Below are 24,492 nucleotides of genomic sequence, written 5' to 3'. Positions count from 1 at the left end.
TCTAATAGTACGAGCTGCCGGTTTTATTCGGTTATGAGCGGGAACCAATTCATCGTGAATTATTCTGTGTACTTATGAGACAACCTTCTATTATCATATACTTCTCAGCAGTTCTTCTATTTTAAGTTCACCTGCTACTGTTTGAGCGCCATTCTGCATGGCTTTCGTCATGATCTCAGCAGTCCTTGGCTGAAAGACCAATGATTGCCAGCCTTCATTTTCAGACTTGAAGCCTTCGATATTTCTTACAGGAGATAACACTTTTTTGGCCGCTGCTATTACTCCTGCCGGCAATGCAGCGATGTGCGCTGCCAGCCGATCAACGAATGTGTCTACTGCTGCTCCTGGGATTGCCCGATTAATCCAACCATAGTCAGCTGCTGTCGCTGCATCGAATAAGTCAGCCCCTAATATTACTTCTAATACACGGCCACGGGTCATTTTTTCAGAAAGATATTGGGTAGCGCCTCCACCGGGAATAATGCCCATCAATGCTTCGCATTGTGACAATTTTCCGCTTTCTAAAGCAGCGAAACTGAGATCCGCGGCAGCTACAAACTCAGCACCTCCACCACGTGCAATACCTTTCAATTTTACGATAGTGACCTGTGGTTGTGCCCTGATCATTTCACCTATTGCCTGGAATAAATTTAAACCTTCCGGTGCTGACTGTTGAAGTTCATCCAAGATCTCCTGTTCATCAAGGATATTGATATCTACATGGGCGATAAAAAAGTCCGGGTTAGCGCTATCGAATACAATTACCTGCACTTCCTTATTACCTGACAGTTCATGTAGCAGATGTTTTAAAGCCCGCATCAGTGAGCCACTCATCACATTCACCGGAGGATTATTAAAAGTAATTCTGGCGACGCCATCTGCTATGTTAAGTTGCAATAAATTTGCTGTCATTTGACAAAGTTTTAAATTTACTCTACAAAAGTAATTGCGATCATCACTGTTTTTAAAAATGCTATGGTAGACTATAGCACATCGTTTATGGAAGAAAATAAGATAAGGTCTTACATCTGTACGACATTAGATGAGAAAGAGATCAGATATGCACAGGATGCACTGTATGTATTAAGTGGTAAATGGCGGATGCCTGTTTTATTAGCCTTGCACAACGGATTGCGCAGATACAGGGAGATTGCCCAGAGTATACCAGGTATTACTTTTTCCATGTTGTCAAAAGAATTACAGATAATGGAGTTAAATAATCTCGTGCAAAGAAATGAAGACCCGGATTTTCCGAAACAGGTAGAATACACATTGACGCCGTATTGTGAGTCATTATATCCTATTGTTGAAAGTCTCGTGAATTGGGGAAGAGCACATCGAAAAGCGATTAGCACTACTTCCATACATGAAGTTTAAGGTTCCATTCCTCAAATTGTAACCGTTGTTTCCCCAATATGTGACAGGCTCGTATGCCGGCTTTAGTAAACTACAATGGTCTGATTTCTACTCAATTGGATCGTTGTGCATTTGAATAATGGCCGATCCGTACCGTAGAAATTCACATATAATTTATCCCTTATGCAACTGTTACCCCATCTTACCATTCAATTGAATATCAGTACACTATTCATTTTCAGCCCAGGTACGGCATACTTATTGGCTAAATCCTCAATGCGTTTTTTTCCCTTATATTTCTATTTATAAATATTAATTAGATCTATGCTACATCAACTTGCAAATTTGCCAGACAATGAGCTCATGGCCAGGGCAAGAAAATTAAAAGATGAGGAAGCAGCAGGAATTTTACTGGATAGATATAGCCATTTGCTCGCAGCGGTCTCCTTACCCTCTTTAAACAATTATGATAATACCCCGGAAGAATTTTTTCCATCTTTATTACAAAGGCTTTTCAAAAGTTTGCATACACAGACGATCCCCAGAATAGGAGAATGGATGCAGTTCTTTATTAAATCACAAAGTAGCCGGGAAGCCAGGAATACCTATTATTTTCCTACTTCCGCGTCCAGCGATATTACCAGACTTGAGAACAAAGCGGACAAAGCGAACAGTAATCTGCTGCAAAGAAAAGAGCTGACGGTTACAATGAAGGCAGCTTATGAGGAACTCGATATTTCTCACAAAGAAATTTTGAAAGAGTTCTATTTTGATCAGAAGACCTTTGCTGAAATAGCAGCAGAAAGAGAATATACAATGGATAAGATCAGGAAAATGATCAAAAGATCCAAACAGGAACTGGCCTCGCTGATTATAGATAAGTTAGAATATGCGAAAGTAAACAGGCTTGTAAAGCAGGATGAACCTTCCGAGAAGGAAGTAGAAGACGTGAAGCCGGACTATATAACTGTTGAGGAGACCGCTGCTGCACCAGCATCGGTAGTAAAAAAAGTCGCTGCAAGAAAACAAAAACAGGATCCTGTATTGGTAGCAGAGACGACGACGTCTAAAAAACGACAACAGGGCCCGGTGCTGATAGTAGAAAAAGCCACGTCTAAGAAACAGAAACAAGGACCGGGGTTGGTACCAGAAAACGCTATTCCTAAAAAGCAGAAACAAGGTCCGGCACTTGTATTGGTATCTGCCAAATCAGAAAATACCCAACCAACATCTGCAGCATCAACATTAGTACTGGTGCAATCAGAGGCATCTGTATCCCAATTTTCACACAAACAAGCACAAGATATAAACCAAGGATATGCAACATTTCGAAAACAAGGACAAGATATTAAAGATCTTCAGCAGGGTTCGTTGTTTTAGCAAAGATCAACTCCCCCGTTATGTTGATGGTCGTTTAACCCATGTTGAAAAACACCTCCTCGAACAGCATCTTGTGAATTGTGAGCTCTGCAGCAGTGCTGTAGAAATACTTCAAAAGCCCAAGTACCATTCGCAATACCAGTCAATGGGTGCAAAAGTTCAGGAATTCATTCGTACCAGCAACGCAATTGCACCGGTGTATGAAACTGAACGTTATCAGAAAAAGATTGAAACCCAGGAAAGATTTCTCACTTACTTCTGGAGCGTGGTAGCGGTGGCGCTTGTAACAGGTCTTGTTTTCCTGATCACCCAACAGGTTCGAACAGATAGCCGGCCCCCATCTTTTTTGCAGACTAATACTGTAGCAGAACCCGTAATGGCATCTATTGGTGCAGCGCATACTGATACAGTTGCGACTGACGACAGCACAGCAGCCGCACCTTCTGTTTTACCAGTCGACAGTGCCATTGCTGCAACAGGTCAGGCTATCTTCAAAACAGCCATGGCGCATTATTACAAAGGTAATCTTGATGCTGCGATGCCCCTGTTGACAAAATTAACATCAGACACTGCCAGCGATTATGGGGAACTGGCCCGCTATCAACTGGCCATGTGTTTTAAATATAAAAAGCAGAAAGTACAGGCGAGGAATATGTTTAAAGAATTGGTGAAGATGGATGGACGGATGAAAAAAAGAGCGCAGTTAGCATTGAACAATTTATAAGCACAAGGGCTAAGCACGCTGTAGTTCATCTTAACCGGCTTTGCACTACTATAATCGACCACCGACCTATAAAGTAGATCAATTCATAAACAACGCTCTGTACATTCGGGCAGCATGATATACCTTTTCAAAAAGGGCCTTTTTTGCATCACCCTGGCACAGATCGATCAAATAAGTACAGAAGCCCGTGAAGTTCGCGGGCTTTTGCTATTTTTGACAGTATGTCACAGGAACTAGATAAGCGCCCAGGGGAATTGAGTATCAAAAAACCAGGTCTCAGCAAAGAGCAGAAGACTTTTAACAAACTGATACAGCAAATCGCCCATCTCCGCCGGCAACTGGCTGAAGTAACGGCTGTGTTGGACAGGCAGCGGCAACACTACATCAAACATATCTATCCATTCGTACAACAGCTTACTGAACTGCGGGGCCAATTGGTGATACTTATGAACGGGTTCATGACTATTTCCAAGGGGCTTTCCGACCACGAAAAGGAAGCCCTGCGCCTCCTGATCCTGCACATGCTGCAGGACATTTTCAGGTATCAGCAGGGTGATCCGGAGGGCGAATTGCTGGACATCTTCAATGCCCTCTCGGACATGACCTATCATGATATCAACGAGCAATACCTGGCCAAACTACGCGCGGCGGCTGCCAGCGAGGAAACTTTGCCTGCGCCGGTTACAACTAATAAACGTGAACGCTATAAGGAAGAAAAGGAAAGATTGTTAGAGGCGCTGCGCAGAAAGAATATTCAACAACTCTACCGGCAACTGGCCAAGTTTTTTCATCCTGACCTGGAGCAGGATCCATCAAGGATTCAACTGAAAGAAGACCTGATGAAACAGCTGGTGATAGCCAAAGAAAATGAAGACCTCCTCACCATGTTGCAGCTCGAGCTGCAATGGATTGAACAGGAAGACAGGCATCCTGATCAGCTGACGAATGATAAACTCAACCTTTACAACACGACACTGAAAGAACAGGTTAAAGAATTACAGGAGCAGATCAATTCACTTTTCAATCACCCTAAATATGAATTTCTGCAAGGGTTTGCGAAGACGCCGCAAAGTGCCGGATTTATAGATTGGAAAAGCGAGAAGAACAACCTGGATAACCTGTTATATGGATTCAGAGACATTATAGCAGGTCTGTCGCAGGATACCAAAAGTGCGCTGAAGATCCTGAAAAGTGTGCTTAAACATAATACCTGATGAAGTACCTGACATGTAAAAACTGTAAGAGCATAACTTCCAGCGCGATTGGCACCTCTTCAATAAAGACGTTGAATAGGGCGTATGTTAGCTACGCCATCGCCCATTTCTTTTGAACAACCGGCTTCTTTTTCTTCCGTCCCAAATATATCAACACTCCTGTAACAGGCAGTGAAGCAGCCACTAATGAGCTAATCAAAGCAATAACCCTGGTTGGCCAGCCATAAATACTTCCTGTGTGAATAGGATATACTAACCTCCTGGCTTTCATACCCGCGCTTTCATCTTTGTGCAGGCGTGTTTTCAACAGCTTGCCCGTACCTGCTTCGAAGTAGAGAAAATCATATGTATTGGCGGTAGCCGCTGCCAGGTCGTTTTTAAAAGCAGCTATCGCTAAAGTATCATTCCCATAGCTGATCGTCACCGGCCCGCTGTAGGGTAGTGTTTCATTGGTCTTACGGTAGATCTTTTCAAAATAACCGCTCCCCTCCTGCGCCACGCTGGGAGGTGGCGTTACCTTCTCCGCCTTGAAAGTTCCGTTGAAAGTGTAGAATAATAATCCATTCACCCATTGATAACTCCATACCAACCCCGTCAAAGAGATGACAAGTAATACCAGGTGAACGTAAAAACCAAACACTGCATGTAAATCCCAGTTCAACCTTTTGAACGAGGCATTCCATTTCACACGGAAACGCTGCTTCCGGTTATTTCTTTTCGGCCACCATAGTATGAGTCCACTGAGGGTAAGCAAGACGAATATGGAGCAGGAAACACCCGTTATGACCTTACCTGTTGCCCCCATACAGAGGTAACGATGCAGTTGGAGCACGATTGTAAAGAATCTTTTGCTGGCCGGAGTCGCAGCTATAATATGTCCGGAATATGGATTGACGGATACGTACAGCTGATCAGTCTTCGTTTTCAGCAGCTGGAAGATGACAGTGCGGTTGTGCGCCGGCTCTATTTTCATGTTACCGGTTTTATACCCGGGATATTGCTGCTGCACAGTCATCACCAGCTGATCCAGTGGTAACCTTACTGCATGTGCTGGTGGTGCTACATAAAAAAACGAAGAGTGGAACGTATGTTCCAACTCTTCTTCAAATACCAGCAGGCTTCCTGTCAGCGCTACTATCAGTACAACTATCCCTGAAGTAATGCCCAGCCATAAATGTAACCAGCCTAATATTTTCTTCATCATTAAAATGTATATGAAATGGTTGCCTGCCAGCTTCTCGGTGCACCCGGGAAGAGACGCAGGTAATCGTAACCACCTACCCAATAAATTTTGTTCGTCAGGTTATTGAAGTTCACCTGCAACTGTACTTTATTCACTTTGTAATACACAGCTGCATTCAGCAGGGCATAACCTGGTAACGTCTCCGTTGAATTAAGAGATACATTGCGGGTCGTTACAAAGTTCGCACCTATGCCGAGGCCCAGGCCTTTTACTTTACCGGTTGGAATGGTGTACTTCGTCCAGATATTTCCCTGGTGCTTGGGTGCATTGGGCTTTTGACGGTCGATATTTACACTGTCAGCTCCCTTGGCATTTGTAATAGCTGCATCATTATATGAATAGTTCGCCATGATATTCCAGTCTTTCGTGATCTGGCCGGTGATGTCCAGTTCCACGCCCTGTGCTCTTTCTTTACCTACCTGGGTATACAAATCGGGTTGTTCCGGTACGCCGGCAAGGTACAATGTGTTCTTCTGGATAATGTGGTATACCGACAGGTTGCCCGTCAGTTTACCTTCCAGCCACTCCGTTTTCAGACCGCCTTCTATCAACTCACTTTCAATCGGATCAAATGGGCCGCCTGATGCCGGGTTACTCTGAATAGCTGCATCCTGTGGATTGTATCCTCTTGTATACACACCATATACGTTGATATTTTTTGTTGCACTGTATACAAGACCAAGACGAGGCAGGAACGCATGTTGGTTCACCTTTTTCTCGTTCGCTTTCTTATAATTAGGTCTGTCTGTATAAGTTTCGTAACGCATACCTACTAACAGTTGTAATGCCCCAAATTTAATCTGGTCCTGCAGGTACATACCTCCTAAGCTATTGAAAGCAGGTTGTACTGCACTGTTTTGTGCAACGTACACATACCTGTTCATGTCTTCCAATACATTGTTGGGGTTGAGCAGATCGAAAGAAGGTACGTTAGGCTTTGGAATGCTGATCACCTGGCCACTTGCTGTTGTATAGTTATACATCACGTAAGCTGCAGCATTTGAAGCCTTATAAGGGGCTACGCCGCCGGCTTTCAGCTGATAGTTAGTCGCCGTCATCTGTGATGCACCCGGGGATAGTGTAGACTGTGAATAGTCATATCCTCCCATCAGTTTGTGCGCCACATTGCCTGTATTGGCATCGTATGTTAAGTAGGCACTGGCATTAGCGCTGGCCGGGTTCTTTTTACGCACGAATACCTGGCGGGCAATTAAACTGGAGATGAAATTACCATCCGCATCCACAGCGTTGGTATTTGCACTTCTGTGTTCCAGCAGGTCTTCTGTATAACCTGTACGCAGATAAGCCAGATTGAAAGCCAGCCGGCTGTTGAACTGATGATTCAATGAAACCATCACGGTATAGGTCTCTTCATTCAGGTAGTCGTTAGTCGCGTTGAGTGACTGGGAGATAGGCGTTGAATACAGGTCTTGTCCTTTATAGATGGATTGACCGCGATCCAGTCGGCTATTGGATTTATTATATACCGCATCGAAGTTGATACGAGTCTTTTCATTAGGCAGGAAGGATACAGATGGCGCAATTACGAGGTTTTTGTCGAACTGTAATACACGGAATGACTCTGCATTTTCATAGCCCAGGTTCAGGCGATATAAGATAGTCTTATCCTCGTTCAGCGGACCGGTGAAATCTAACAGCGCACGGGTAGTATTAAAACTCCCCATTGTGAAGCTGAGTGACTTACGGTCTTCATCCAATGGCTTCTTGGTCACACGGTTAATAACACCACCGGGAGATGAGTTGCCAAACAATGCAGACGCAGGCCCTTTGATCACCTCCACCCGCTCCAGGTAATTTACCATGGGTTGTTTCCAGAAGCCGGTAAAAGTACGCATACCATTGATGAGCTGTGTGGTGCTACCTCCATTGATACGAAAACCACGAATGGTCAGGTCATCATAGAAGGTAAACTGGTTTACGCCGCTCATATTCTTTACAACATCACCGATTCTCACAGCTGCCTGGTCCTGAATCAGTTCTTTTGTAACATAAGAGATAGATTGCGGTACATCTTTCAACGGGGTAGCCGTTTTAGTACCAATGAAAGTATTGGTGTTTTTATACCCTATTTCTTTACGCCCTGTGATCTCTACCGTTTGCAACTGTTCCAGAGATGGCAACAATACTACACTCACAGGCATAGCAGTATCTGTATTAAATACAACATCCTGCCCCTGAAAACCAGTATGGGAGAAGTGGATGGTATATTTGCCAGCTGGCAGGTCCTCTATATGAAATGCACCATTTCCATCAGAGGAAGTGCTGTGCTTATGGCCTTTTAATGAAATACTAACTTTCTGAAGTGGTTGGTTATTAATGTCTTTAATTGTACCATTGATGCTATGCTGCGCGTAAGCACAAAAAGATGCAAACAGCAGGACTGTGGCCAAAATACTAGTAATCCGAAGCATGTACAGAATATAATTTAAAGGTGCAAAGGAAACAACTTAACCGGCTGACGGTTATGCGAATGCGGAATTTCATTTACGCAAAAGGAAAAAATTAGCTGACCGGGGGGAATATCAGCTTCACCAAACAAATAAGCGATTTGAGCCCGATTAGTAAAATTCTCTCTGGAATTTTTATTTTCTTTACCGTATAATTATCTACTACCATGAGAATGTTCCTAATCGCCCTAATGCTGATCTGCAGTAGCTGCAGAAAATCAGACACTTCCCCTGTGACTAATACCGACGACGACCTGCAAGGTCCTGTTTCTAGACCTGCCAGCGGATATGGAGCAGATGGCACTTACACTGTAGCAAGTGTGAGTTTTGACAGTCCTACTTATAGTGGCAAGAAAGTCACTTTATTTTACCCTAAAGAAGCAACCGGACCTGTACCTGTGATCTTTTACTCACATCCATATGGCGGAGAAGATGTCTCCTATAATATTGGATTGTATAACTTTATCGCCAGGAAAGGTTATGCAGTGGTGTTTGCTCCCTATCCTACTACAGGGGTCACGGTTGATTCCCGGTACAATACCTTGTGGCAGAGCTTTCTGAAGGCGGTGACTAACTATCCGACTATTATTGATACCAAAAAGGTAGGATTCATGGGACATTCATTCGGGGGAGGAGCTTCTTATGCGCTCGCATATAAAGGGTTTGTAGAGAATGGATGGGGCGAGAACGGGCGGTTTATATTTACGATGGCGCAGTGGTATTCTTACAATATTACAGCCACACAGCTACAAAGTTTTCCGTCCAATACCAAGCTTATTTCAGAGGTTTATAATGATGATGTGACGAATGATCACAGAATGTCGATAGACATGTTTAAACATATCAATATTGCAGATGCGGAAAAAGATTATATCCTGGTGAAGCAAAGCGTAGTAGATGGATATACTTATACGGCTGCCCATGATCTGCCGAATACAAGAACAGCCTATGATGCGTACGACTATTATGTAGTATATAGATTACTGGATGCGATGATCGATTACAGTTTTAATGGAAATGCGACGGCAAAGAACACAGCGCTGGGCAATGGTTCAGCCGCACAGGTGAGTCTGCCACAGGGAATGACGCCACTGGCAGTCACTGACAACCCCACACCTGCCTTTGCACAGAGCAAATACCTCTTTCCCTGTGGGTCGACTGATAACCCAAGGATAGCGAATTGCGAATAAGTAATTGATTATGCATAAAAAAAAGCTTCTGATTATAGCAGAAGCTTTTTTTATTTCCTTAAATTTAAATACTGTTTGTTCACTGTCGAATTCCACTTTCTTATTATATAGCCGAAACTTTTCCATTTCCTTAAATTGAAATATTGTTTGTTCACTTTTAAATTCCACTTTCTTATGAGATTCCAACATCTACTATTCGGATTCCTATTACTTTGTATTACCGGTCATGCGCAGGTACCGTGGCTACATGTTGACGGTAATCGCATTAAAGATTCCAGCGGGAATAATGTTACACTGAGAGGAGTATCCATCCTGGCCCCGGAGCATAACAATGAATGCACCACCTGTGCCACCAAACCTATCAGTGAAATGCTGCAGTGGCAGTCGGATGCAGGCAAAGGATGGCATTCACGCGTTGTACGATTGCAGGTGACCTGTGCAAAAGTGAGTGATCCGGCACAGAGTTTTACGGACATTATCGACCCTTACGTACAGCAGGCAATCGCTAAAGGATTGTATATCATTGTTGACCTGCATTTTGTTTCCAATTATGGTCCAGGTGGTATACCGCAGGTGTTTGTCATGAACTTCTGGAAATACGTTGCCCCAAAGTATGCCAATACACCCAATGTTCTCTTTGAAGTATATAACGAGCCGATCAATCCGGATGTATGGACTACCTGGAAAAGCTATATACAGCCGGTCATTGATACGATCAGAGCGGTGGCACCCCGGAATATTATCCTGGTGGGTGGTCCACAATGGAGTACGAGGGTCAACAGCGCGGCAGCGAATCCCATGACGGGGGCCAACCTGGTGTATGTGTATCATATCTATCCTAATCAGGGGGCCGCAACAGCAACCAATCTGAATACGAAATTTGGCACATCGGCACAGACGATTCCCGTGATGCTGACAGAGTTTGGCTGGAATGATAACAGCAACTACTCTGACGGGGTAACACATGGAACCACTACTGCCTGGGGAACACCATTCAGGACTTACATGGATGCACATCCGGAAATTGGATTCACCGGGTATATTTTTGATAATTACTGGAAACCGCAGTATTTCGATTGGAGCTGGAACCTGATGAATGGTGAAAACCAGGGACAGTTTATGCAACAGTGGTTTGCAGATAAACAGTATTCAGATCAGCCACAGGCCAATCACCTGAGTGCCTATGGGATTTCAGCGACAGCTATCAACTTGTCATGGCCGGCAGATGTAGCAGTAGCTACTTACGAAATAAAACGAAGTACGGTGAGCGGAGGACCTTATAGTATCATTGATACGGTAAGTTCGACTAACTATTCAGATACCGGGCTTACCGCCAATACCACTTACTACTATCTGGTGAATAATGGTACGGAAGTACATGCAACTACCAATAGTGCAGGCTATGCGCCAGATCTGCCCATGTTCCTCACAAGTGAAGCAGGTAACCAGGTAGTGCAGTTAAACTGGTGGAAAAGCGCTGTGGGTGCAACCAGTTATAATGTATATCGGGCGACTGCTGAAGCAGGCCCCTATACATTGATTGCTTCGGGACTAACAGGTACAACATATTCAGATGCAGCGGTGACGAATGGGGTCAATTATTATTATAGGATATCCGCTGTAGGAAGTGCAGAAAGTGCAATGGCACATGTGATTGAAGACATGCCTTCTGCTGACATCGTTTATGTAGATAATACAGCAGCGGTGGCTACCGGTACGTGGGGTGGCAGTACCTCGGTTCCAGGGTATTATGGCACGAATTATACAACAGATGGGAATACAGGAGCAACAGGCGGAAAGAGCATGCGATATACACCTGATCTTCCGGTAGCGGGAGCCTATGATGTGTTCATGCGATGGGCTTCTGGTACTAACAGGGCTTCAAATACTCCTGTAGATGTGAATTATGATGGAGGCACAGATAGTTACCGGATTAATCAGCAAATAGATAATGGCGTATGGAAGTATTTAGGTACGTATAATTTTGCAGCGGGAACGACGGGGAATGTGGTGATACGGAATGATTCAGCGAATGGATATGTGATAGCTGATGCCGTAAAATTTGTATTACATCCGGCGGCAATCGCCAATACGTTCATGAAGAAAAATGTTGGTAGCGCATTTAAGATCTTTCCTAATCCTGCCAAAACTACAATCCGGTTTTCAGGGATAGATGTAACAGGTAAGTATATTACTATTTACGACCTTTCTGGTGTGAGGAAAAAGGTAGTCGTAGGCCAACAGCAGACATTGGATGTTTCAGGGTTGCAACCGGGCATGTACTTTGTGGTGATCGGCGGCGTGAAGCAGGTGGCAGCGAGCTTTATCAAAGAGTAGCAGACAGCTCTTATCCCTTCTTTACCATACGATCATTTACCAATTCATTCATAATTTAAAAAATAACTTCACATCCGCAATGGCAATTGACCCTTTCGTCAATTGCCATTGCCATACCTGAATGAGTTATTTAAAACCGGATTGAATACATTTGTTCCCATGGCAACTGCCCCCTTTCGTCAATTGCCATTGCTATACCTGAATGAGTTATTTAAAACCGGATTGAGTACATTTGCTCCCATGGCAACTGCCCCCTTCGTCAATTGCCATTGCTATACCTGAATGAGTTATTTAAAACCGGATTGAGTACATTTGCTCCCATGAAATGGTATATTATTCCGGCATTGTTAATCTTCCTGCACCCTGGTACGTTTGCCCAATCCAGATTGCAACAATTTGATGATCGTGTGTTAGAAGATCTCGCAGCTCACCGCACACCGGGGCAAACCAACATGTGGCGCACTATTTCCAATATGAATGATTATGTGGATGTGGGGATTCCAGTGGTTGTACTGACAGCGGGGTTAATCAAAAATGATCCCGATATGAAACAGAATGCTTTGTACATAGCCAGTAGTACAGCTACTACCTTCCTGTTGAACAGCCTGATTAAAGTAATTGTAAAACGTCCCAGGCCTTTTGTGAGTAATGTAAGACTGAAAGCAGTGTACGAACCTACGTCCTATTCATTTCCTTCGGGCCATACATCTTCTGCTTTCAGTGCTACAACAGCGTTGGCCAGGGCGTATCCCAAATGGTATATCATAGCACCTTCCATGATATGGGCTTCGGCGATCGGATATTCCCGGATGTACCTGGGAGTACATTATCCTACAGATGTGGCAACGGGTGCCTTACTAGGTGTTGGAACTTCATTTGCCTTAGGATTTATACGCCCGGACAAACATTAAAAATCTGCTGCTTTTGTAAAGTTCTTATCAGCGTAAAACTTTACGCTTATTTCGTATTGAAGTATTATGTTCACGGCAGCCATGGCCTCCCGGGAAGGATCATCAGAAAGATTATCCCTGGAATACCAGACAATACCGTTCTTTTCTTTTAATTGTTTTAATTGATTATCCAGTTTATCGATGGTGACCTGAGTGCCATTGGCGAAGATGGTGCCGTTTTTCTCGACATACACTTTCAGCACATCTGCATCATCGGTTTGCTTTGCAATGGGAGGTGCCGATTCGAGAGAGAAGCTACTGTCACTATTGGCAGTATCTATGGCTTGCTGTCTGCAACTCGTCACTAGCATAAATGCTGATGCGAAAAGGATGGTATATTTCATAGTCTCAGAATTCACGTTCAGATTAGGCCTTTCGATATGCTAAAATTAAAGAGTCAAATATAGTATATAAAATTAGAATGTGAAATTTTGGAATAAATGATTGAAATTATTTTTAAGTGATCTTTTTTTTTAGAATTTCCTCTTTAAATTAAATCCATTCTCCTTTCGTATAAACCAATTATAAAGGCGCCCTGGTAAGGCAGACGGACGATATAAACAACGGTGCTCCCGCGTTTTAAAAGAACAAAAAAATCGCTTTTACCTTCGGCAAAAGCGATTTTCCTCTCTGAACCGGTAACCCGGCTATTGGTAACTATTTTTCTTTTATCAAAGTATACATCTTTTCCCCATAAGTCTCAAACGTACACGCCTTCGTTCTTCCATTCTGCTGCAAACACTTCGTCTGAAAAATTGTCAGCGTATCCATCATAAATTTATATCCATATTTCACCTTCTTATTCTCACTCGTTTCGAACTCTATATAATCCACATCGTTCTCAATATCAGTATACCAATTATCATCGATAACAGGTGTGTAATGCGTAAACTGATCCAATCCCATAATCGTATCATTCTCCGCAAATATGACCCTCTTTCCATCTTCCAGATGATATGTTCCTTTAAACAATAACTCTTCCAGTATACCCCAGTCAGGTTTCTTCACATCTCCCTTCACTAACTTATAAAGATAGGTATCACACACTTTAATCCTTGTCGGAGAAAGGATCTGAATTGTATCAGCATAATCTTTACCAAGGTCTGGTCTTGTAAACAGATACTGATCCCCACTCTTCACCACGACTATGTCCTGGGAACCTTCATGAAAATCACTGATATATCTGGTGACCATTAACGTGCGTGCAGGGATCTCAATACAACTGATACTATCCGCCCTGCAAAGTCGCGGTGACTGGGTAATATGCAGGTCATTGACGTATCCTTCATTGACCCAGATACCGGCAAAACTCAGGGTTGTATCCAACGCATCGTAAGTGCCGACAGAATCCTGTTCTACAACAGGAGGCGCTGCTTCTGTGGCGGTTTCAATATCAGATTCAGGTTTACCGGCAACTGAGTTTTTACAAGCAATAAACCCCAAGGTAATTCCAAGGATAAATAATGTATATCTCATAGCGACTCACAAGATAATATATTTTTATAATATAAAAATATATTAATATCAGCACTGATAGAGGGGCAGCAAATTCCTTTGGCAACCTTTGCAGGTGCCGGTACCTGCCCTTACCCGGAAGGTACCGGCGCATACGGGTACGCCCGCCGCTATCAGCAGCAGTATCGCCGTTCCGGAAAAACTGTAAGATTTCCTGTTGAGAAGATGCCTATTATCTGGTAAAAGGGCTGATTTCGCCTTCTTCCATGCTCACATGGACATGGCGAACATTCGCTGCAATCCACTTTTTAAGGTTGAAATTCGCCTCCGGCGCCCGGTGATGACCTCTGCTTCTAAAATTCAAAATAAGTGCACGCAATGTGAAGAAAAACCCGTGAAATGACCACCAGCCAAATTTCAGTGTTGTCAACATTGCCTGATCAATTTTCTTGTCCAGGCAATCCGGACAAGCTACTGCCAGCTGCTTCTCTGTCTGGGTCACGACAATGATGCTATGTACGACATATGTCATCGTTCCGTTCAGGTGCTGTACTACACTTCCACACTCCGGGCAGGGAAGGGATTGGATATACCGGCAATGCGCTTCCTCATAACCAGCGTAATCCATATTCTGCAATGCCACTGTATGTATTATCCCGGGATTCAAACCCCGGCGGGACACCTCTTCCTTCACTATTTCCAACGCCTCTTCCGTTAATCCGGCAGCGTTGTATCGTAGCAATTGCAGCAGCTCCGCATCTGTCATACGGGCATAAGTATCTCTTACTAATGCTAAATCCATGGGTATTTTTGGGATATTCTGTATTGTCCGGGAGTAAGATCTGTATATTTCCTGAAAAAACGAATAAAATAAGATTGATCTGCGAAATTTAACCTGTAGCAGATTTCAGCGATTGTGAGTTGCGTATGGATCAGTAATTGTGCGGCTTCCCTGATAATTCGTTCATGTAAATGTGTACCGGGTGTTTTACCTGTCACCGCCTTCACTGTATCATTCAGATGATTTTGTGTAACATTTAGTAAACGCGCGTAAGTTGATAATTTCTGCCCAAAATCCTTATCAATTAACGCCATAAATGCTGCTGTCAGCCGGATAGCTGCATTACTGCCTCCAACCGGTTCAGTCACGCTGTATAAGTGCTGTGTTTTTATTAAAACAACAGTCAGCAATGCTTTTACCAGTTCCATTTTGCGCGGGCGATCTGACTGGTATTCTTTTTCTATTTCCCCGAAATAATGCTGGTAATATTGTTGTTGTTCTTCATCCAGTGTAATGACCGGGCAACCGTCTACCTGGAAGAACGGGAACGTATGCAGGTTAGGTAAGATCTGCTCATCGAATGTCATAATATACCCCTGATGCTCGTCTACTATCGACTCCCAGTTAGTCACCATACCCGGAGCAATGAAACACAGCATACCCTTGCGGATGTAATATTCCTTGGTACCAAAGGTCTTAATGCCCTCCCCGCCTGTTACCAGCACCACCATATAGAAATCAAGCCTGTTAGCAGTAATGAGCGGTTGGCAACGATACGCTTCGTCTTCCCTGCGGTGAATGTCGAACAGCCCCTGATACCCGCCTGTTTCCGCAGGATAAAAATATTTATCCCGGAAATTTCTGCCCGTAATGACAGGTATTTTATGCTTCGCTGATCTCATTTTTTATATGATCAAAGATACTATTTATTGACGGTTGCCAGTCTAACATCTGACGGGCTTTGTCAGAAGAAGCTCTGCTGTTGGATGCAAGACCATAATGGGCCATATCTGCGCCAAAAATACGGATCGCTTCATCCATAGAAAGTGAGATGGTTTCCTGCACCCCCAGCTTTGTACTCATCGCCGCTGCAATTTCCCTAAAGCTGGCTTCGCCATTCTCTGCATAATATGCACTGCCCGCAGGCGCTTTTTCTAAAGCTTTCAGATACAGCTTAGCAAGGTCAGCAACATGTACATTCGACCAGATGCTTTCTCCTTTCTCCACATAGATACCTTTACCTTTCGCCAGGGCATTTTTCCATAATAGCGGTAGCTGGATACTCTCTTTATGCAGACCTGTCCCAATGCCATAGACCATGGTGGGTATGATAACAATCGTACGGATACCAGTGATTGCTGCCTGTAATACGTGGTGATTGATCGCTGTCCAGGCAACCCTTTCCACACGCGGTGCAATCGGATAATCTTCGGTGTAGATAAAGCGGGAAGCAATACCGTATTCCTTTCTTCCCAGGATGCTGGAGCCTGACGTATGGATAAATGTCTTACCTGTATCTTTCAATGTTTCCAGCAGGATATCAATACTGTAAGGATCTACATGAGAAGCCGTGTGAATAACTGCATCTGCATTTGCAGCAGCTTGCTGCAATAATGGGCCATTATCTATGGTACCGGCAATTGCTTCTATGCCCATTTTCGCCAGCGGCGCGATCAGTTCCCGGCGGCGAACCAGACCGGCCACGTCATATCCTTTGCTTATTAACAAATTGGCAATTGTACCACCGATATATCCGTTGACGCCTGTGATAAATACTTTCATGTTGGATGATTTTATGCATCAAAGGTCGGCGTCATGATAACGAAGGAATGGAGTTATTTTCGGTATTTATGGTACTTCATACAGGTTACTGAGGTGGTTAACCCCACAAACAAAAAAGGTTGCCAAAATCGGCAACCCTTTTCTAATAATTTACATATTCTTCTACAAACGTTCCATCTGCATACAAATCTACCAACCCATACCCCGGTGCCGTCTCCCGCCTGTTCCCCTCCCACCAGGCTCCACTCACCGCACCATTACAGATATAAGTCACATTGTTATACACCACCTTATCTCTTAAATGAATATGTCCGCTCAAACACAACTTCACATTCGGATGTTTATAAAACAAACCGATAATAGCCGCTGTATCCGTATGCATATCACCGCCTAACATCGTCCATTTGTTAACAATGTTATCTTCGATCATTAACGTTGCTGTAAGTATTGGGATATGAGACAAAACACATACCGGCATTGTCTTATCCGTATTATTCAATTCATTTTCCAACCAATGAAACTGCTCTTCTCCCAGCTTTCCAATATACCAGGTGTTGTCGATATCCAGGTGCACACTATCCAGGCAAATGAACTTCCATCCTCCCTTTACAAAGCTGTAATAAGGTTTTGCCATTTCCAGCTGATGCAATGCATATTCCTTTTCATTCTTCTCTTTCCACCAGATATCATGATTGCCCAACACTGAATACATCGGCAAATCAGACGCTGATTTGAATACTCCCTTCACTAACTTCCACTGTGCTTCATTCGTAGCCTGATCTTCTTTATTCATATCAAAAACCAGGTCTCCCCCGTTGAGTATAAAATCTACCTTCGGCTTCTGCGATTGTACATGGTGTAAACAATCCCGCAAACGACGGGGCGCATCAAACTTGTCTTTTAAATGAATATCTGTCAGGTGTGCTATGCGCAGGGCAGGCTTCGATCCACCGGCAGCCATACTACCCAGTGGCAAAGCAGGCGCCAGTAAAAGGCCGCCCATTCTTTTGAATAAGGTTCTTCTTAACATCCCGGCAAAGTTAAAAATCCGGCAGCATGACCTGTGTTAAGTTATTGTTTATAAATCCCGATCAAATGGGTACGCAGGTAATATGTACCCGACAACACTATCTTTGAAGAAGGTAACTTAGGCATATGACAATCTACACAATTCAATACCGCCATTTTATCAAACTTACAACCTGGAGAAGGTTGCTGCTGATGGCATTGCATACACTTCTTTGAAAAAGCCACTGTATTATTTCCCTCATTCTCATGCGGATCATGACAGGTCACGCAACTCATTTGCCGGCTGCTTTTAAAACAACGGCTGGCGGTGAATAACTGATACTGCGTGCCGTGAATATCCAGTTGCTCCGGCCTGGAAGGCCCCCCAATATCCGGGAAGAAATAATCCCCGTAAGCATCACCCGGCTTATATCCAAAGAGCGCCTTCTGTGGTGTTTTTAACCCTGAATGACACATGGCACACATGTCCAGCTGTTGCTGGTTACTCAGACTACGCACTGCCGTCATATACATTGGTTTCTTTTCCCCCGGATGTGCGGTATGATACGCCACATGTTCCGCCGCAGGACCATGACAACGTTCGCAATCTATTCCATATATCATCTTCCCTTTCTCAAACGTTTCATTCAACCCACGTCCCAGCATCGTTACCTGTTTGATGCCTACAGCTGAACTGTGACAACCGAAACAGGTACTGGGTATCTGCCGGTCAAACTTAGGATGCGATGTCGGGAATCCCGGGCTGTTTGCCCAATGCCCCGCACTCACATAGTAAGAGACCGGCAACTGGTAATAATTCTCATTATTCCAGTATAAATATGTTTGCGCATGACGCCCCGAACCTACCGATAAATGAAACAAATGCCCGCCCTGTACCTTTCCGCTATCTGTCACTGCCATTGCCACAGTCGTACCATCATCATACGTAAATGAAGCAGGGAAAGTTCCTAATATTTCTTTACCCGTGGTCTTAAAATGCGTGGTCTGTAAATAATGATGATAGATGTCCTGGTGACAGGATATACAGGTACCGGCACCGGCATATGCCGGCCCCCGCAGGTCCTGAGCCGGCTGTGTGATACATTGGGATAATAATACAATCAGGCAGATAATGCCTGCTGCTACCAACAGCATTCGTTTATTCATAACGCAGAAAAATATCTTATACCAACCATTTCTTCAGCGTGAGGATACTCAGCCATCCCATGATCAGCACTACTATCCAGCCCACTAATGACAATAACAGCGGATGACTGTACCCCTGTACCAACCGTTTATTGTAAGCTGCCAGCAACATCACTGCCAGTGCTACCGGTAATATAAGGCCATTGAGTGCACCTGCGATGATGAGCAGCTGCACCGGATTGCCTATTGCCGCAAAGATCACGGTACTGAATACAATGAAAAAGGTTATAAACCATTTTTCATTTTTAGCTATAAAAGGATGAAATGTTTTTAAAAATGAAACGGACGTATACGCAGCCCCTACCACCGAAGTAATTGCGGCACTCCACATCACCATACCAAAGAACCGGTACCCGATTTCACCGGCCGCACTTCTGAATACAGCTGCTGCAGGGTTTCCACTATCCAGCTGTACCCCCTTCGTCACCACACCCAATGCTGCCAGGAACAAGAGTATCCGCATTACACCCGTGATCAGAATACCCCTTGTTGCGCTAAAGTTCACCTGCGGAATAGCTTCCCGCCCTCCTATGCCTGCATCCAGTAAGCGATGTGCCCCTGCAAAACTGATATATCCGCCTACTGTACCACCTACCAATGTGATGATAGATTTTGTATCTATATTATCAGGCCATACCATTTGCTTCATGGCATCAATTACCGGTGGATGAGAACTGACCGCTACATATAGGGTGAGCAGCACCATCAATATTCCCAGGTAACGCGTAAACTGGTCCATGGCATTGCCTGCCTCTTTCATCCAGAAAATAAAAAGCGAGATCCCCCCACTCAGCAACGCTCCATACAAAGTATTCAATCCGAAAAGTGTATGCAATCCCATTCCACAACCTCCAATATTCGCAATGTTAAATACCAGGCCACCCAATACGACCAGCAATGCCAGGAAATATCCCAGCCCCGGTAATAACGCATTTGCCAGATCCTGTGCACGGGAGCGGCTCACGGTCAGTATCCGCCAGATATTTACCTGTGCCCCGATATCCAATAGAATGGATACAAGTATAGCAAAGCTGAAAGCAGCGGCATGCTGTTGTGTAAATACGGTCGTCTGGGTCAGGAAACCCGGACCAATGGCAGATGTAGCCATCAGGAAGGCAGCACCTATCAGGATGGAAGAGCGTTGTTTGTTCAAGTGTGTTGTATGGTTAGGTGGTGTTCTCGTAAAGTTTGATGCACTGCTCTCGCAAATGCAACCGCATGCGCACCATCTCCATGCAGGCAGATCGTTTCTGCGCGGAGCGGCACTATTTTCCCATTCAGTGTTGTCACTTCCTGCTTTGTTACCATTTGTAATACCTGTGCTAAAGCATCCGCCTCGTTTTCTATCAGGGCATTGGGTTGACTGCGCGGTGTGAGCAGGCCGTTTTCCTGGTAGGTTCTGTCGGCAAATACCTCACTGGCCGTTTTAAGGCCCATTTCAGCCGCTGCTTTGATGAGCCAGCTGTTACTCAGGCCATACAAACAGAGGGCCGGATTGGTATCTCTGATAGCTTGTGCTATGATGGTTGATAAGTGTTGATCTCTGGCCGCCATATTATACAGGGCACCATGTGGCTTCACATGTCGCAGTGAGGCACCCAGTGAGCGGCATACTTCCTGTAAAAGATGGATTTGTATAGTGATAAGGTCGTAGATCTGGCTGTCTGGCAGTTGTTGTTCTGTTCTGCCGAAATTCTCTTTGTCATCGAACCCGGGGTGTGCACCTATCGCTACCTGGTGCTGCAAGGCCAGTGTGACCGTTTGCTCCATGGTCTGCTTATCTCCGGCATGGTAACCACAGGCAATATTGGCACTGCTGATGTAAGGCATTATTTCGGCATCGGTAGGCATCCCTTCGCCCATGTCACAGTTAAGGTCGATGTACATATTTACTTATGGTTGGTTTGCAGCCATTCCTGCCATCGTAAGTTACAGGCATTTTGCAGAAAATGCAAGTGTTGTTCTGCGGCGATAAGCAGTTCTTCTGCTTCATCATGCGGAATGATCTGGAAGGAAATTCTGCTGTGTGGCAGCAACTGTGCTAAAGTGGGAAGGTCAGCGCTGACCACGTGTGCGATGCGTGGATAACCACCTGTTGTCTGATGATCGGCCATGAGAATGATCAGATGGCCATCGGGTAATAACTGTATGGTGCCCCTGGTAATGCCGGCCGAGAGCCGTTCTTCTTCCTTTACCATATGTAACGCCGGCCCTTTGAGCCGATATCCCATCCTGTCACACTGTTCTGACAAGGTAAAGTAATGAGAGGTGAACAATGATTGCGATGCCGGGGTGAGTTCAGGATACTCCAGGCTGGTGACTACCCGGATCATACTTCCATCCGAGTACAAATCCCGGACATCTGCCCTCCAGGGCAGGGGTGTACCGAGCTGCGTAACATGCAGGTATTTCTGCCGCAATGCTTTATCGATGTCCTCATCTACCGGATTAACAGGAATCCGGTCGTTTTTTTCGAGTTTTCTACCTTCAAAGCCGCCGGCACCTGCTTTGAGATGTGTACTGTGGCTGCCTAACCAGGGAGTATTGTTCAGGCCTCCCCTTACCGCAATATAACAACGGGCTCCAGCCACCGGCTTTGTAAATCGCAATATAGATAACTGGGAGATCCAGATAGGTTGATTAATATCCAATGGCTGTTCATTGACCATCGCCCCAAAATCGCCCCCGGAAAGAGCGATCAGTGTGTCTTCTTCAAATAGTAAGACGGCTGCCGGAAAATGTAACTCTATTACAGCGGCTTCAGGATTGTTGCCCACGAGAATGTTGGCCACATACATGGCCGCTCTGTCCATTGCACCACCCGGGTTGATGCCCAGATGCTGGTAGCCATATCTGCCCCCATCCTGTATTGTATCCAGTAAGCCCTGTTGTATGACCTGTATCATTTATATCATTTTATGGAATTCATCCAGCGAGATAGGCACGAACTTTACCTCGTCGCCGGGATGACAATAGCAGGGGGAATCCAATGCAGGGTCAAACATTTTAACAGGTGTCTGGCCGATGATGTTCCAACCCCCTGGAGAAGCTAATGGGTAGATGCCGGTTTGCCCGCCGGCAATGCCGACACTGCCCGCCGGAATGTGTAAGCGGGGCTTTTTTTGCCTTGGCATCGCTATGCGATCGTCTACTTTGCCCATATAGGGAAAGCCAGGGAGAAATCCCAGCATGTAAACAGTATATATCTTTGAAGTGTGCAGGTTGATGATCTCCGCTTCACTCATCCCCTTCTGCGCAGCCATCATTGCCAGATCCAGCCCAAAAGACGGGTCATAGCAAACAGGAATTTCCAACAACCGGCTACTCTTCTCCATGTGTACAACAGGTGCCGTCAATGCCGGAGCTATTAATGACTGAATGGTTGTAAAAGCATTGTTGTTTTGCTCGCGGCGTACTAACAGGATGTCGTATACGATAGTGAGAGAAGCGTACGCAGGAATGATGTCAAGAATGTATGGCAACTGCATCGTGAGCAGGTGATTATACACGTTCATGACCTTGTCGTGAACGACAGAAGAGATCTCCTGTGACCATTCTATAATCAGGGAATGATCGCCGAGCGGATTGATTGTATAATCGCTATTCATAATTCCGCAATAAGGTACGTGATATTGCCGAAAAACTGCTTAATTATTTTTAGGACGTACCAGCAATGAAAGGGCCGAAAATCCTGTTTTATCACTTGCACTTACCTAAAACTATAAAAATCATTACGGTCAGATCTGTGACAAACCGAAACCCGGTTCCTGGTATATTATGGCTGTAATAGCTGGCGGGTATACTCCAAACCTATCTTATAAATATCTTCAAAATGCTTAAAATCAAACATGCCGAACTTCCCCAGGCCATCTGGTTCTATGAACTCCTTACAACGCGCTTTATTTTTTAATACAGGTTCCCGGATAGCCAGGTGTAACGTACGGTCAATATTTGCGAGGTAACCGTTTTCAGGATGATAGGCTGTCAGCGGATTTACATGTACACCAATTATATCCTCATATTTTCCGAGCAACGGTTCGGCAGGCAGATTGCCCGTAAGGCCCCCGTCTACATAAGGGATTCCATCTATCACGATTGGCTGGAATAATAAAGGAATGGAAGATGCGGCCAGGACAGCCGGGATAATCGGCCCCTTATCAAAGATCATCTGTGTGCCTTTATTGAAGTCGGTAGCCGCAATATACAGTGGTGTTTCCAGGTCTTCGAAGTTCCTGTGGCGCAAGGTTTGGGTCAAAACCTTTTCTACTGTTTTCAGGGAGAGCAGCCCTGTCCGCCAATTCCGCCACTCCATCGACAGGCCGATCTTATTCGTCTGGAAAATCTCCCTCACTTCGTCAGTCGTATACCCATCACAGATAAAGGCAGCAGCAATAGAACCAGCACTCGTAGCTGCAATGGCAGATGGCCTGATCTGCTGTTCGGCAAAAGCTTTCAGTACCCCAAGGTGGGCATATCCCCTGGCTCCCCCTCCCGATAATACAAAGGGACGCATAGATGCATTCATGTAGCTGTTCTTATTTTGGTGCCGGCAGCTCTCCCCTCCGTGTCCAGAGATAAATTGCTACCAACAGGCTCAAGATAGGAATTACTATCCCAAATTCATCATAGAAGTATTTAGTTTTCTCTGAAGTGAGGGTAAGGGGTGTGAAAATCGCCTGAATGAAAAGGTTATGACTGGCATGCAGAACCACCGCTGTCCACAGACTACCTGACTTCAGTCTGAACCAGGTAAATATAAAACTGCCGCTGATCACTAATATAGAAAAACAGGAAAACCCATACCAGGCAGGGGTACCACTGTTATAATCTGCAAAAAGCAGGATGGGCAAATGCCAGAGTGCCCAGATACAACCTGATATGAAAGCCGTTTTGGTATAACCCATCATCCTATACATCTCGGGAGCGAGCAATCCACGCCAGCCAATCTCCTCCCCCAATGCACTGGACATACTTCTTACCATCCCGATAGTCCCCGTTAGTAATACATACAGGGCAATCACCCATCCCCTGGGTAACTTTTCCAATCCAAATGATTCAGCTGCCTCGCCCACGAACTGGGGATCGTAAAACCTACCCCATCCAACCGTCCAGATGATCAGGTACGCGGCGAAACTATAGCACAGGGGTACCAGGTAACTCCATAACTGGTAGCGGCCTTCTCCCCATTTCCAGGCCAGGGCACTGATGGGCCTTTTGATAATTAATGAGGTTAAAAAAGCACCCAATGCCGGACTCCACATCATGCCAGTGACAAAAGCACCTCTGCCACCCATGATTTTTCCTGTATGAATAATAAATGTATAAAAGATGGCACTGATAGCGAAGGTGATCAGCAGGAAGATGACTATTGTCTTGCGTGGATTTTGTTGCATCATAC

Annotated in this window: 24 protein-coding genes; 8 read left to right on the top strand and 16 right to left on the bottom strand. The window is 44.8% G+C overall.

All coding sequences use genetic code 11. The annotated features are described in order from the left end of the window. Positions 1-93: 93 nt before the first annotated feature. Positions 94-912 carry an enoyl-CoA hydratase/isomerase family protein gene (locus ABDW33_RS03450; protein WP_343688669.1) on the bottom strand — a complete coding sequence of 273 codons (819 nt, stop codon included), beginning with the start codon at positions 910-912 and terminating at the stop codon, positions 94-96. Between the two features lie 63 nt (positions 913-975). Here ABDW33_RS03450 and ABDW33_RS03445 point away from each other — a divergent pair, with 63 nt between their 5' ends. The 4 genes from ABDW33_RS03445 to ABDW33_RS03430 all read left to right on the top strand — a co-directional run bounded on the left by ABDW33_RS03445 (position 976) and on the right by ABDW33_RS03430 (position 4,674). Next, on the top strand, positions 976-1,377 hold the full coding sequence (locus ABDW33_RS03445; protein ID WP_343688668.1) for a helix-turn-helix domain-containing protein: 402 nt from the start codon (positions 976-978) through the stop codon (positions 1,375-1,377). Positions 1,378-1,680: 303 nt separating this feature from the next. Beyond that, positions 1,681-2,736 carry a hypothetical protein gene (locus ABDW33_RS03440; protein WP_343688667.1) on the top strand — a complete coding sequence of 352 codons (1,056 nt, stop codon included), beginning with the start codon at positions 1,681-1,683 and terminating at the stop codon, positions 2,734-2,736. Next, positions 2,675-3,460 carry a zf-HC2 domain-containing protein gene (locus tag ABDW33_RS03435; RefSeq protein WP_343688666.1) on the top strand — a complete coding sequence of 262 codons (786 nt, stop codon included), beginning with the start codon at positions 2,675-2,677 and terminating at the stop codon, positions 3,458-3,460. The genes ABDW33_RS03440 and ABDW33_RS03435 overlap by 62 nt, the downstream gene beginning before the upstream one ends. Before the next feature lie 221 nt (positions 3,461-3,681). Next, positions 3,682-4,674 (top strand): hypothetical protein, encoded by a 993-nt coding sequence (locus ABDW33_RS03430; RefSeq protein WP_343688665.1) that lies wholly within the window; start codon positions 3,682-3,684, stop codon positions 4,672-4,674. 91 nt (positions 4,675-4,765) lie between these two features. Here ABDW33_RS03430 and ABDW33_RS03425 read toward each other — a convergent pair whose 3' ends face one another. Then, positions 4,766-5,878, bottom strand: coding sequence for a PepSY-associated TM helix domain-containing protein (locus ABDW33_RS03425; RefSeq protein ID WP_343688664.1), 1,113 nt, complete (start codon positions 5,876-5,878; stop codon positions 4,766-4,768). Next, entirely contained in the window at positions 5,878-8,349 is a 2,472-nt protein-coding gene (locus tag ABDW33_RS03420; RefSeq protein ID WP_343688663.1) for a TonB-dependent siderophore receptor, read from the bottom strand. Before ABDW33_RS03420 ends, ABDW33_RS03425 begins: the two co-directional genes overlap by 1 nt. Positions 8,350-8,552: 203 nt before the next feature. Here ABDW33_RS03420 and ABDW33_RS03415 point away from each other — a divergent pair, with 203 nt between their 5' ends. The 3 genes from ABDW33_RS03415 (at position 8,553) to ABDW33_RS03405 (ending at position 12,823) form a co-directional block, all read left to right on the top strand. Further along, positions 8,553-9,575 (top strand): alpha/beta hydrolase, encoded by a 1,023-nt coding sequence (locus ABDW33_RS03415; protein WP_343688662.1) that lies wholly within the window; start codon positions 8,553-8,555, stop codon positions 9,573-9,575. A gap of 174 nt (positions 9,576-9,749) precedes the next feature. Continuing rightward, on the top strand, positions 9,750-11,912 hold the full coding sequence (locus ABDW33_RS03410) for a cellulase family glycosylhydrolase (protein WP_343688661.1): 2,163 nt from the start codon (positions 9,750-9,752) through the stop codon (positions 11,910-11,912). Positions 11,913-12,232: 320 nt separating this feature from the next. Then, complete coding sequence (locus tag ABDW33_RS03405; RefSeq protein WP_343688660.1) at positions 12,233-12,823, top strand: phosphatase PAP2 family protein; 591 nt, start codon at positions 12,233-12,235, stop codon at positions 12,821-12,823. Here the strand turns inward: ABDW33_RS03405 and ABDW33_RS03400 are convergent. Both ABDW33_RS03400 and ABDW33_RS03395 read right to left on the bottom strand, forming a co-directional pair. Beyond that, entirely contained in the window at positions 12,820-13,206 is a 387-nt protein-coding gene (locus tag ABDW33_RS03400) for a hypothetical protein (RefSeq protein WP_343688659.1), read from the bottom strand. The genes ABDW33_RS03405 and ABDW33_RS03400 overlap by 4 nt on opposite strands. Before the next feature lie 313 nt (positions 13,207-13,519). Then, the gene (locus tag ABDW33_RS03395; protein ID WP_343688658.1) at positions 13,520-14,338 is read right to left on the bottom strand and encodes a hypothetical protein; all 819 of its coding nucleotides are present in this window, start codon (positions 14,336-14,338) and stop codon (positions 13,520-13,522) included. A 78-nt stretch (positions 14,339-14,416) separates the two neighbouring features. On the opposite strand from ABDW33_RS03395, the gene ABDW33_RS03390 reads away from it, so the two are divergent. Further along, complete coding sequence (locus ABDW33_RS03390; protein WP_343688657.1) at positions 14,417-14,560, top strand: hypothetical protein; 144 nt, start codon at positions 14,417-14,419, stop codon at positions 14,558-14,560. Here ABDW33_RS03390 and ABDW33_RS03385 read toward each other — a convergent pair. The 11 genes from ABDW33_RS03385 to ABDW33_RS03335 all read right to left on the bottom strand — a co-directional run bounded on the left by ABDW33_RS03385 (position 14,550) and on the right by ABDW33_RS03335 (position 24,490). Continuing rightward, the gene (locus tag ABDW33_RS03385; RefSeq protein ID WP_343688656.1) at positions 14,550-15,119 is read right to left on the bottom strand and encodes a hypothetical protein; all 570 of its coding nucleotides are present in this window, start codon (positions 15,117-15,119) and stop codon (positions 14,550-14,552) included. The genes ABDW33_RS03390 and ABDW33_RS03385 overlap by 11 nt on opposite strands. Further along, positions 15,110-16,000: a helix-turn-helix transcriptional regulator gene (locus ABDW33_RS03380; RefSeq protein WP_343688655.1), complete on the bottom strand. Its 891-nt coding sequence runs from the start codon at positions 15,998-16,000 to the stop codon at positions 15,110-15,112. The genes ABDW33_RS03385 and ABDW33_RS03380 overlap by 10 nt, the downstream gene beginning before the upstream one ends. Beyond that, a complete protein-coding gene (locus ABDW33_RS03375) occupies positions 15,981-16,880 on the bottom strand; it encodes an NAD-dependent epimerase/dehydratase family protein (RefSeq protein ID WP_343688654.1) in 900 nt (299 codons plus the stop codon). Before ABDW33_RS03375 ends, ABDW33_RS03380 begins: the two co-directional genes overlap by 20 nt. A 142-nt stretch (positions 16,881-17,022) precedes the next feature. Further along, positions 17,023-17,910, bottom strand: coding sequence for a metallophosphoesterase (locus tag ABDW33_RS03370; RefSeq protein WP_343688653.1), 888 nt, complete (start codon positions 17,908-17,910; stop codon positions 17,023-17,025). 41 nt (positions 17,911-17,951) lie between these two features. Next, positions 17,952-19,055, bottom strand: coding sequence for a multiheme c-type cytochrome (locus ABDW33_RS03365; RefSeq protein WP_343688652.1), 1,104 nt, complete (start codon positions 19,053-19,055; stop codon positions 17,952-17,954). Between the two features lie 16 nt (positions 19,056-19,071). Next, positions 19,072-20,247: an NRAMP family divalent metal transporter gene (locus tag ABDW33_RS03360; RefSeq protein ID WP_343688651.1), complete on the bottom strand. Its 1,176-nt coding sequence runs from the start codon at positions 20,245-20,247 to the stop codon at positions 19,072-19,074. Further along, entirely contained in the window at positions 20,244-20,981 is a 738-nt protein-coding gene (locus ABDW33_RS03355) for a 5-oxoprolinase subunit PxpA (RefSeq protein WP_343688650.1), read from the bottom strand. The genes ABDW33_RS03360 and ABDW33_RS03355 overlap by 4 nt, the downstream gene beginning before the upstream one ends. Positions 20,982-20,983: 2 nt before the next feature. Further along, entirely contained in the window at positions 20,984-22,000 is a 1,017-nt protein-coding gene (locus ABDW33_RS03350) for a biotin-dependent carboxyltransferase family protein (RefSeq protein WP_343688649.1), read from the bottom strand. Next, a complete protein-coding gene (gene pxpB / locus ABDW33_RS03345; protein WP_343688648.1) occupies positions 22,001-22,702 on the bottom strand; it encodes a 5-oxoprolinase subunit PxpB in 702 nt (233 codons plus the stop codon). 167 nt (positions 22,703-22,869) lie between these two features. Continuing rightward, complete coding sequence (locus ABDW33_RS03340) at positions 22,870-23,619, bottom strand: patatin-like phospholipase family protein (RefSeq protein ID WP_343688647.1); 750 nt, start codon at positions 23,617-23,619, stop codon at positions 22,870-22,872. Positions 23,620-23,629: 10 nt separating this feature from the next. After that, on the bottom strand, positions 23,630-24,490 hold the full coding sequence (locus ABDW33_RS03335; RefSeq protein WP_343688646.1) for a CPBP family intramembrane glutamic endopeptidase: 861 nt from the start codon (positions 24,488-24,490) through the stop codon (positions 23,630-23,632). Between the last annotated feature and the right edge of the window lie 2 nt (positions 24,491-24,492).

Source organism: Chitinophaga sp., from assembly GCF_039596155.1.
Lineage (GTDB): Bacteria > Bacteroidota > Bacteroidia > Chitinophagales > Chitinophagaceae > Chitinophaga.
The sequence above is the reverse complement of the archived record's forward strand: the minus strand, read 5'-3'. Positions and strand labels throughout refer to the sequence as shown.

What these genes read in the sequence shown, in the direction of transcription:
- ABDW33_RS03450 (WP_343688669.1), bottom strand. Translation starts at nt 912, where the DNA reads ATGACAGCAAATTTATTGCAACTTAACATAGCAGATGGCGTCGCCAGA.
- ABDW33_RS03445 (WP_343688668.1), top strand. Translation starts at nt 976, where the DNA reads ATGGTAGACTATAGCACATCGTTTATGGAAGAAAATAAGATAAGGTCT.
- ABDW33_RS03440 (WP_343688667.1), top strand. Translation starts at nt 1,681, where the DNA reads ATGCTACATCAACTTGCAAATTTGCCAGACAATGAGCTCATGGCCAGG.
- ABDW33_RS03435 (WP_343688666.1), top strand. Translation starts at nt 2,675, where the DNA reads ATGCAACATTTCGAAAACAAGGACAAGATATTAAAGATCTTCAGCAGG.
- ABDW33_RS03430 (WP_343688665.1), top strand. Translation starts at nt 3,682, where the DNA reads ATGTCACAGGAACTAGATAAGCGCCCAGGGGAATTGAGTATCAAAAAA.
- ABDW33_RS03425 (WP_343688664.1), bottom strand. Translation starts at nt 5,878, where the DNA reads ATGATGAAGAAAATATTAGGCTGGTTACATTTATGGCTGGGCATTACT.
- ABDW33_RS03420 (WP_343688663.1), bottom strand. Translation starts at nt 8,349, where the DNA reads ATGCTTCGGATTACTAGTATTTTGGCCACAGTCCTGCTGTTTGCATCT.
- ABDW33_RS03415 (WP_343688662.1), top strand. Translation starts at nt 8,553, where the DNA reads ATGAGAATGTTCCTAATCGCCCTAATGCTGATCTGCAGTAGCTGCAGA.
- ABDW33_RS03410 (WP_343688661.1), top strand. Translation starts at nt 9,750, where the DNA reads ATGAGATTCCAACATCTACTATTCGGATTCCTATTACTTTGTATTACC.
- ABDW33_RS03405 (WP_343688660.1), top strand. Translation starts at nt 12,233, where the DNA reads ATGAAATGGTATATTATTCCGGCATTGTTAATCTTCCTGCACCCTGGT.
- ABDW33_RS03400 (WP_343688659.1), bottom strand. Translation starts at nt 13,206, where the DNA reads ATGAAATATACCATCCTTTTCGCATCAGCATTTATGCTAGTGACGAGT.
- ABDW33_RS03395 (WP_343688658.1), bottom strand. Translation starts at nt 14,338, where the DNA reads ATGAGATATACATTATTTATCCTTGGAATTACCTTGGGGTTTATTGCT.
- ABDW33_RS03385 (WP_343688656.1), bottom strand. Translation starts at nt 15,119, where the DNA reads ATGGATTTAGCATTAGTAAGAGATACTTATGCCCGTATGACAGATGCG.
- ABDW33_RS03380 (WP_343688655.1), bottom strand. Translation starts at nt 16,000, where the DNA reads ATGAGATCAGCGAAGCATAAAATACCTGTCATTACGGGCAGAAATTTC.
- ABDW33_RS03375 (WP_343688654.1), bottom strand. Translation starts at nt 16,880, where the DNA reads ATGAAAGTATTTATCACAGGCGTCAACGGATATATCGGTGGTACAATT.
- ABDW33_RS03370 (WP_343688653.1), bottom strand. Translation starts at nt 17,910, where the DNA reads ATGTTAAGAAGAACCTTATTCAAAAGAATGGGCGGCCTTTTACTGGCG.
- ABDW33_RS03365 (WP_343688652.1), bottom strand. Translation starts at nt 19,055, where the DNA reads ATGAATAAACGAATGCTGTTGGTAGCAGCAGGCATTATCTGCCTGATT.
- ABDW33_RS03355 (WP_343688650.1), bottom strand. Translation starts at nt 20,981, where the DNA reads ATGTACATCGACCTTAACTGTGACATGGGCGAAGGGATGCCTACCGAT.
- ABDW33_RS03350 (WP_343688649.1), bottom strand. Translation starts at nt 22,000, where the DNA reads ATGATACAGGTCATACAACAGGGCTTACTGGATACAATACAGGATGGG.
- pxpB (WP_343688648.1), bottom strand. Translation starts at nt 22,702, where the DNA reads ATGAATAGCGATTATACAATCAATCCGCTCGGCGATCATTCCCTGATT.
- ABDW33_RS03340 (WP_343688647.1), bottom strand. Translation starts at nt 23,619, where the DNA reads ATGAATGCATCTATGCGTCCCTTTGTATTATCGGGAGGGGGAGCCAGG.
- ABDW33_RS03335 (WP_343688646.1), bottom strand. Translation starts at nt 24,490, where the DNA reads ATGATGCAACAAAATCCACGCAAGACAATAGTCATCTTCCTGCTGATC.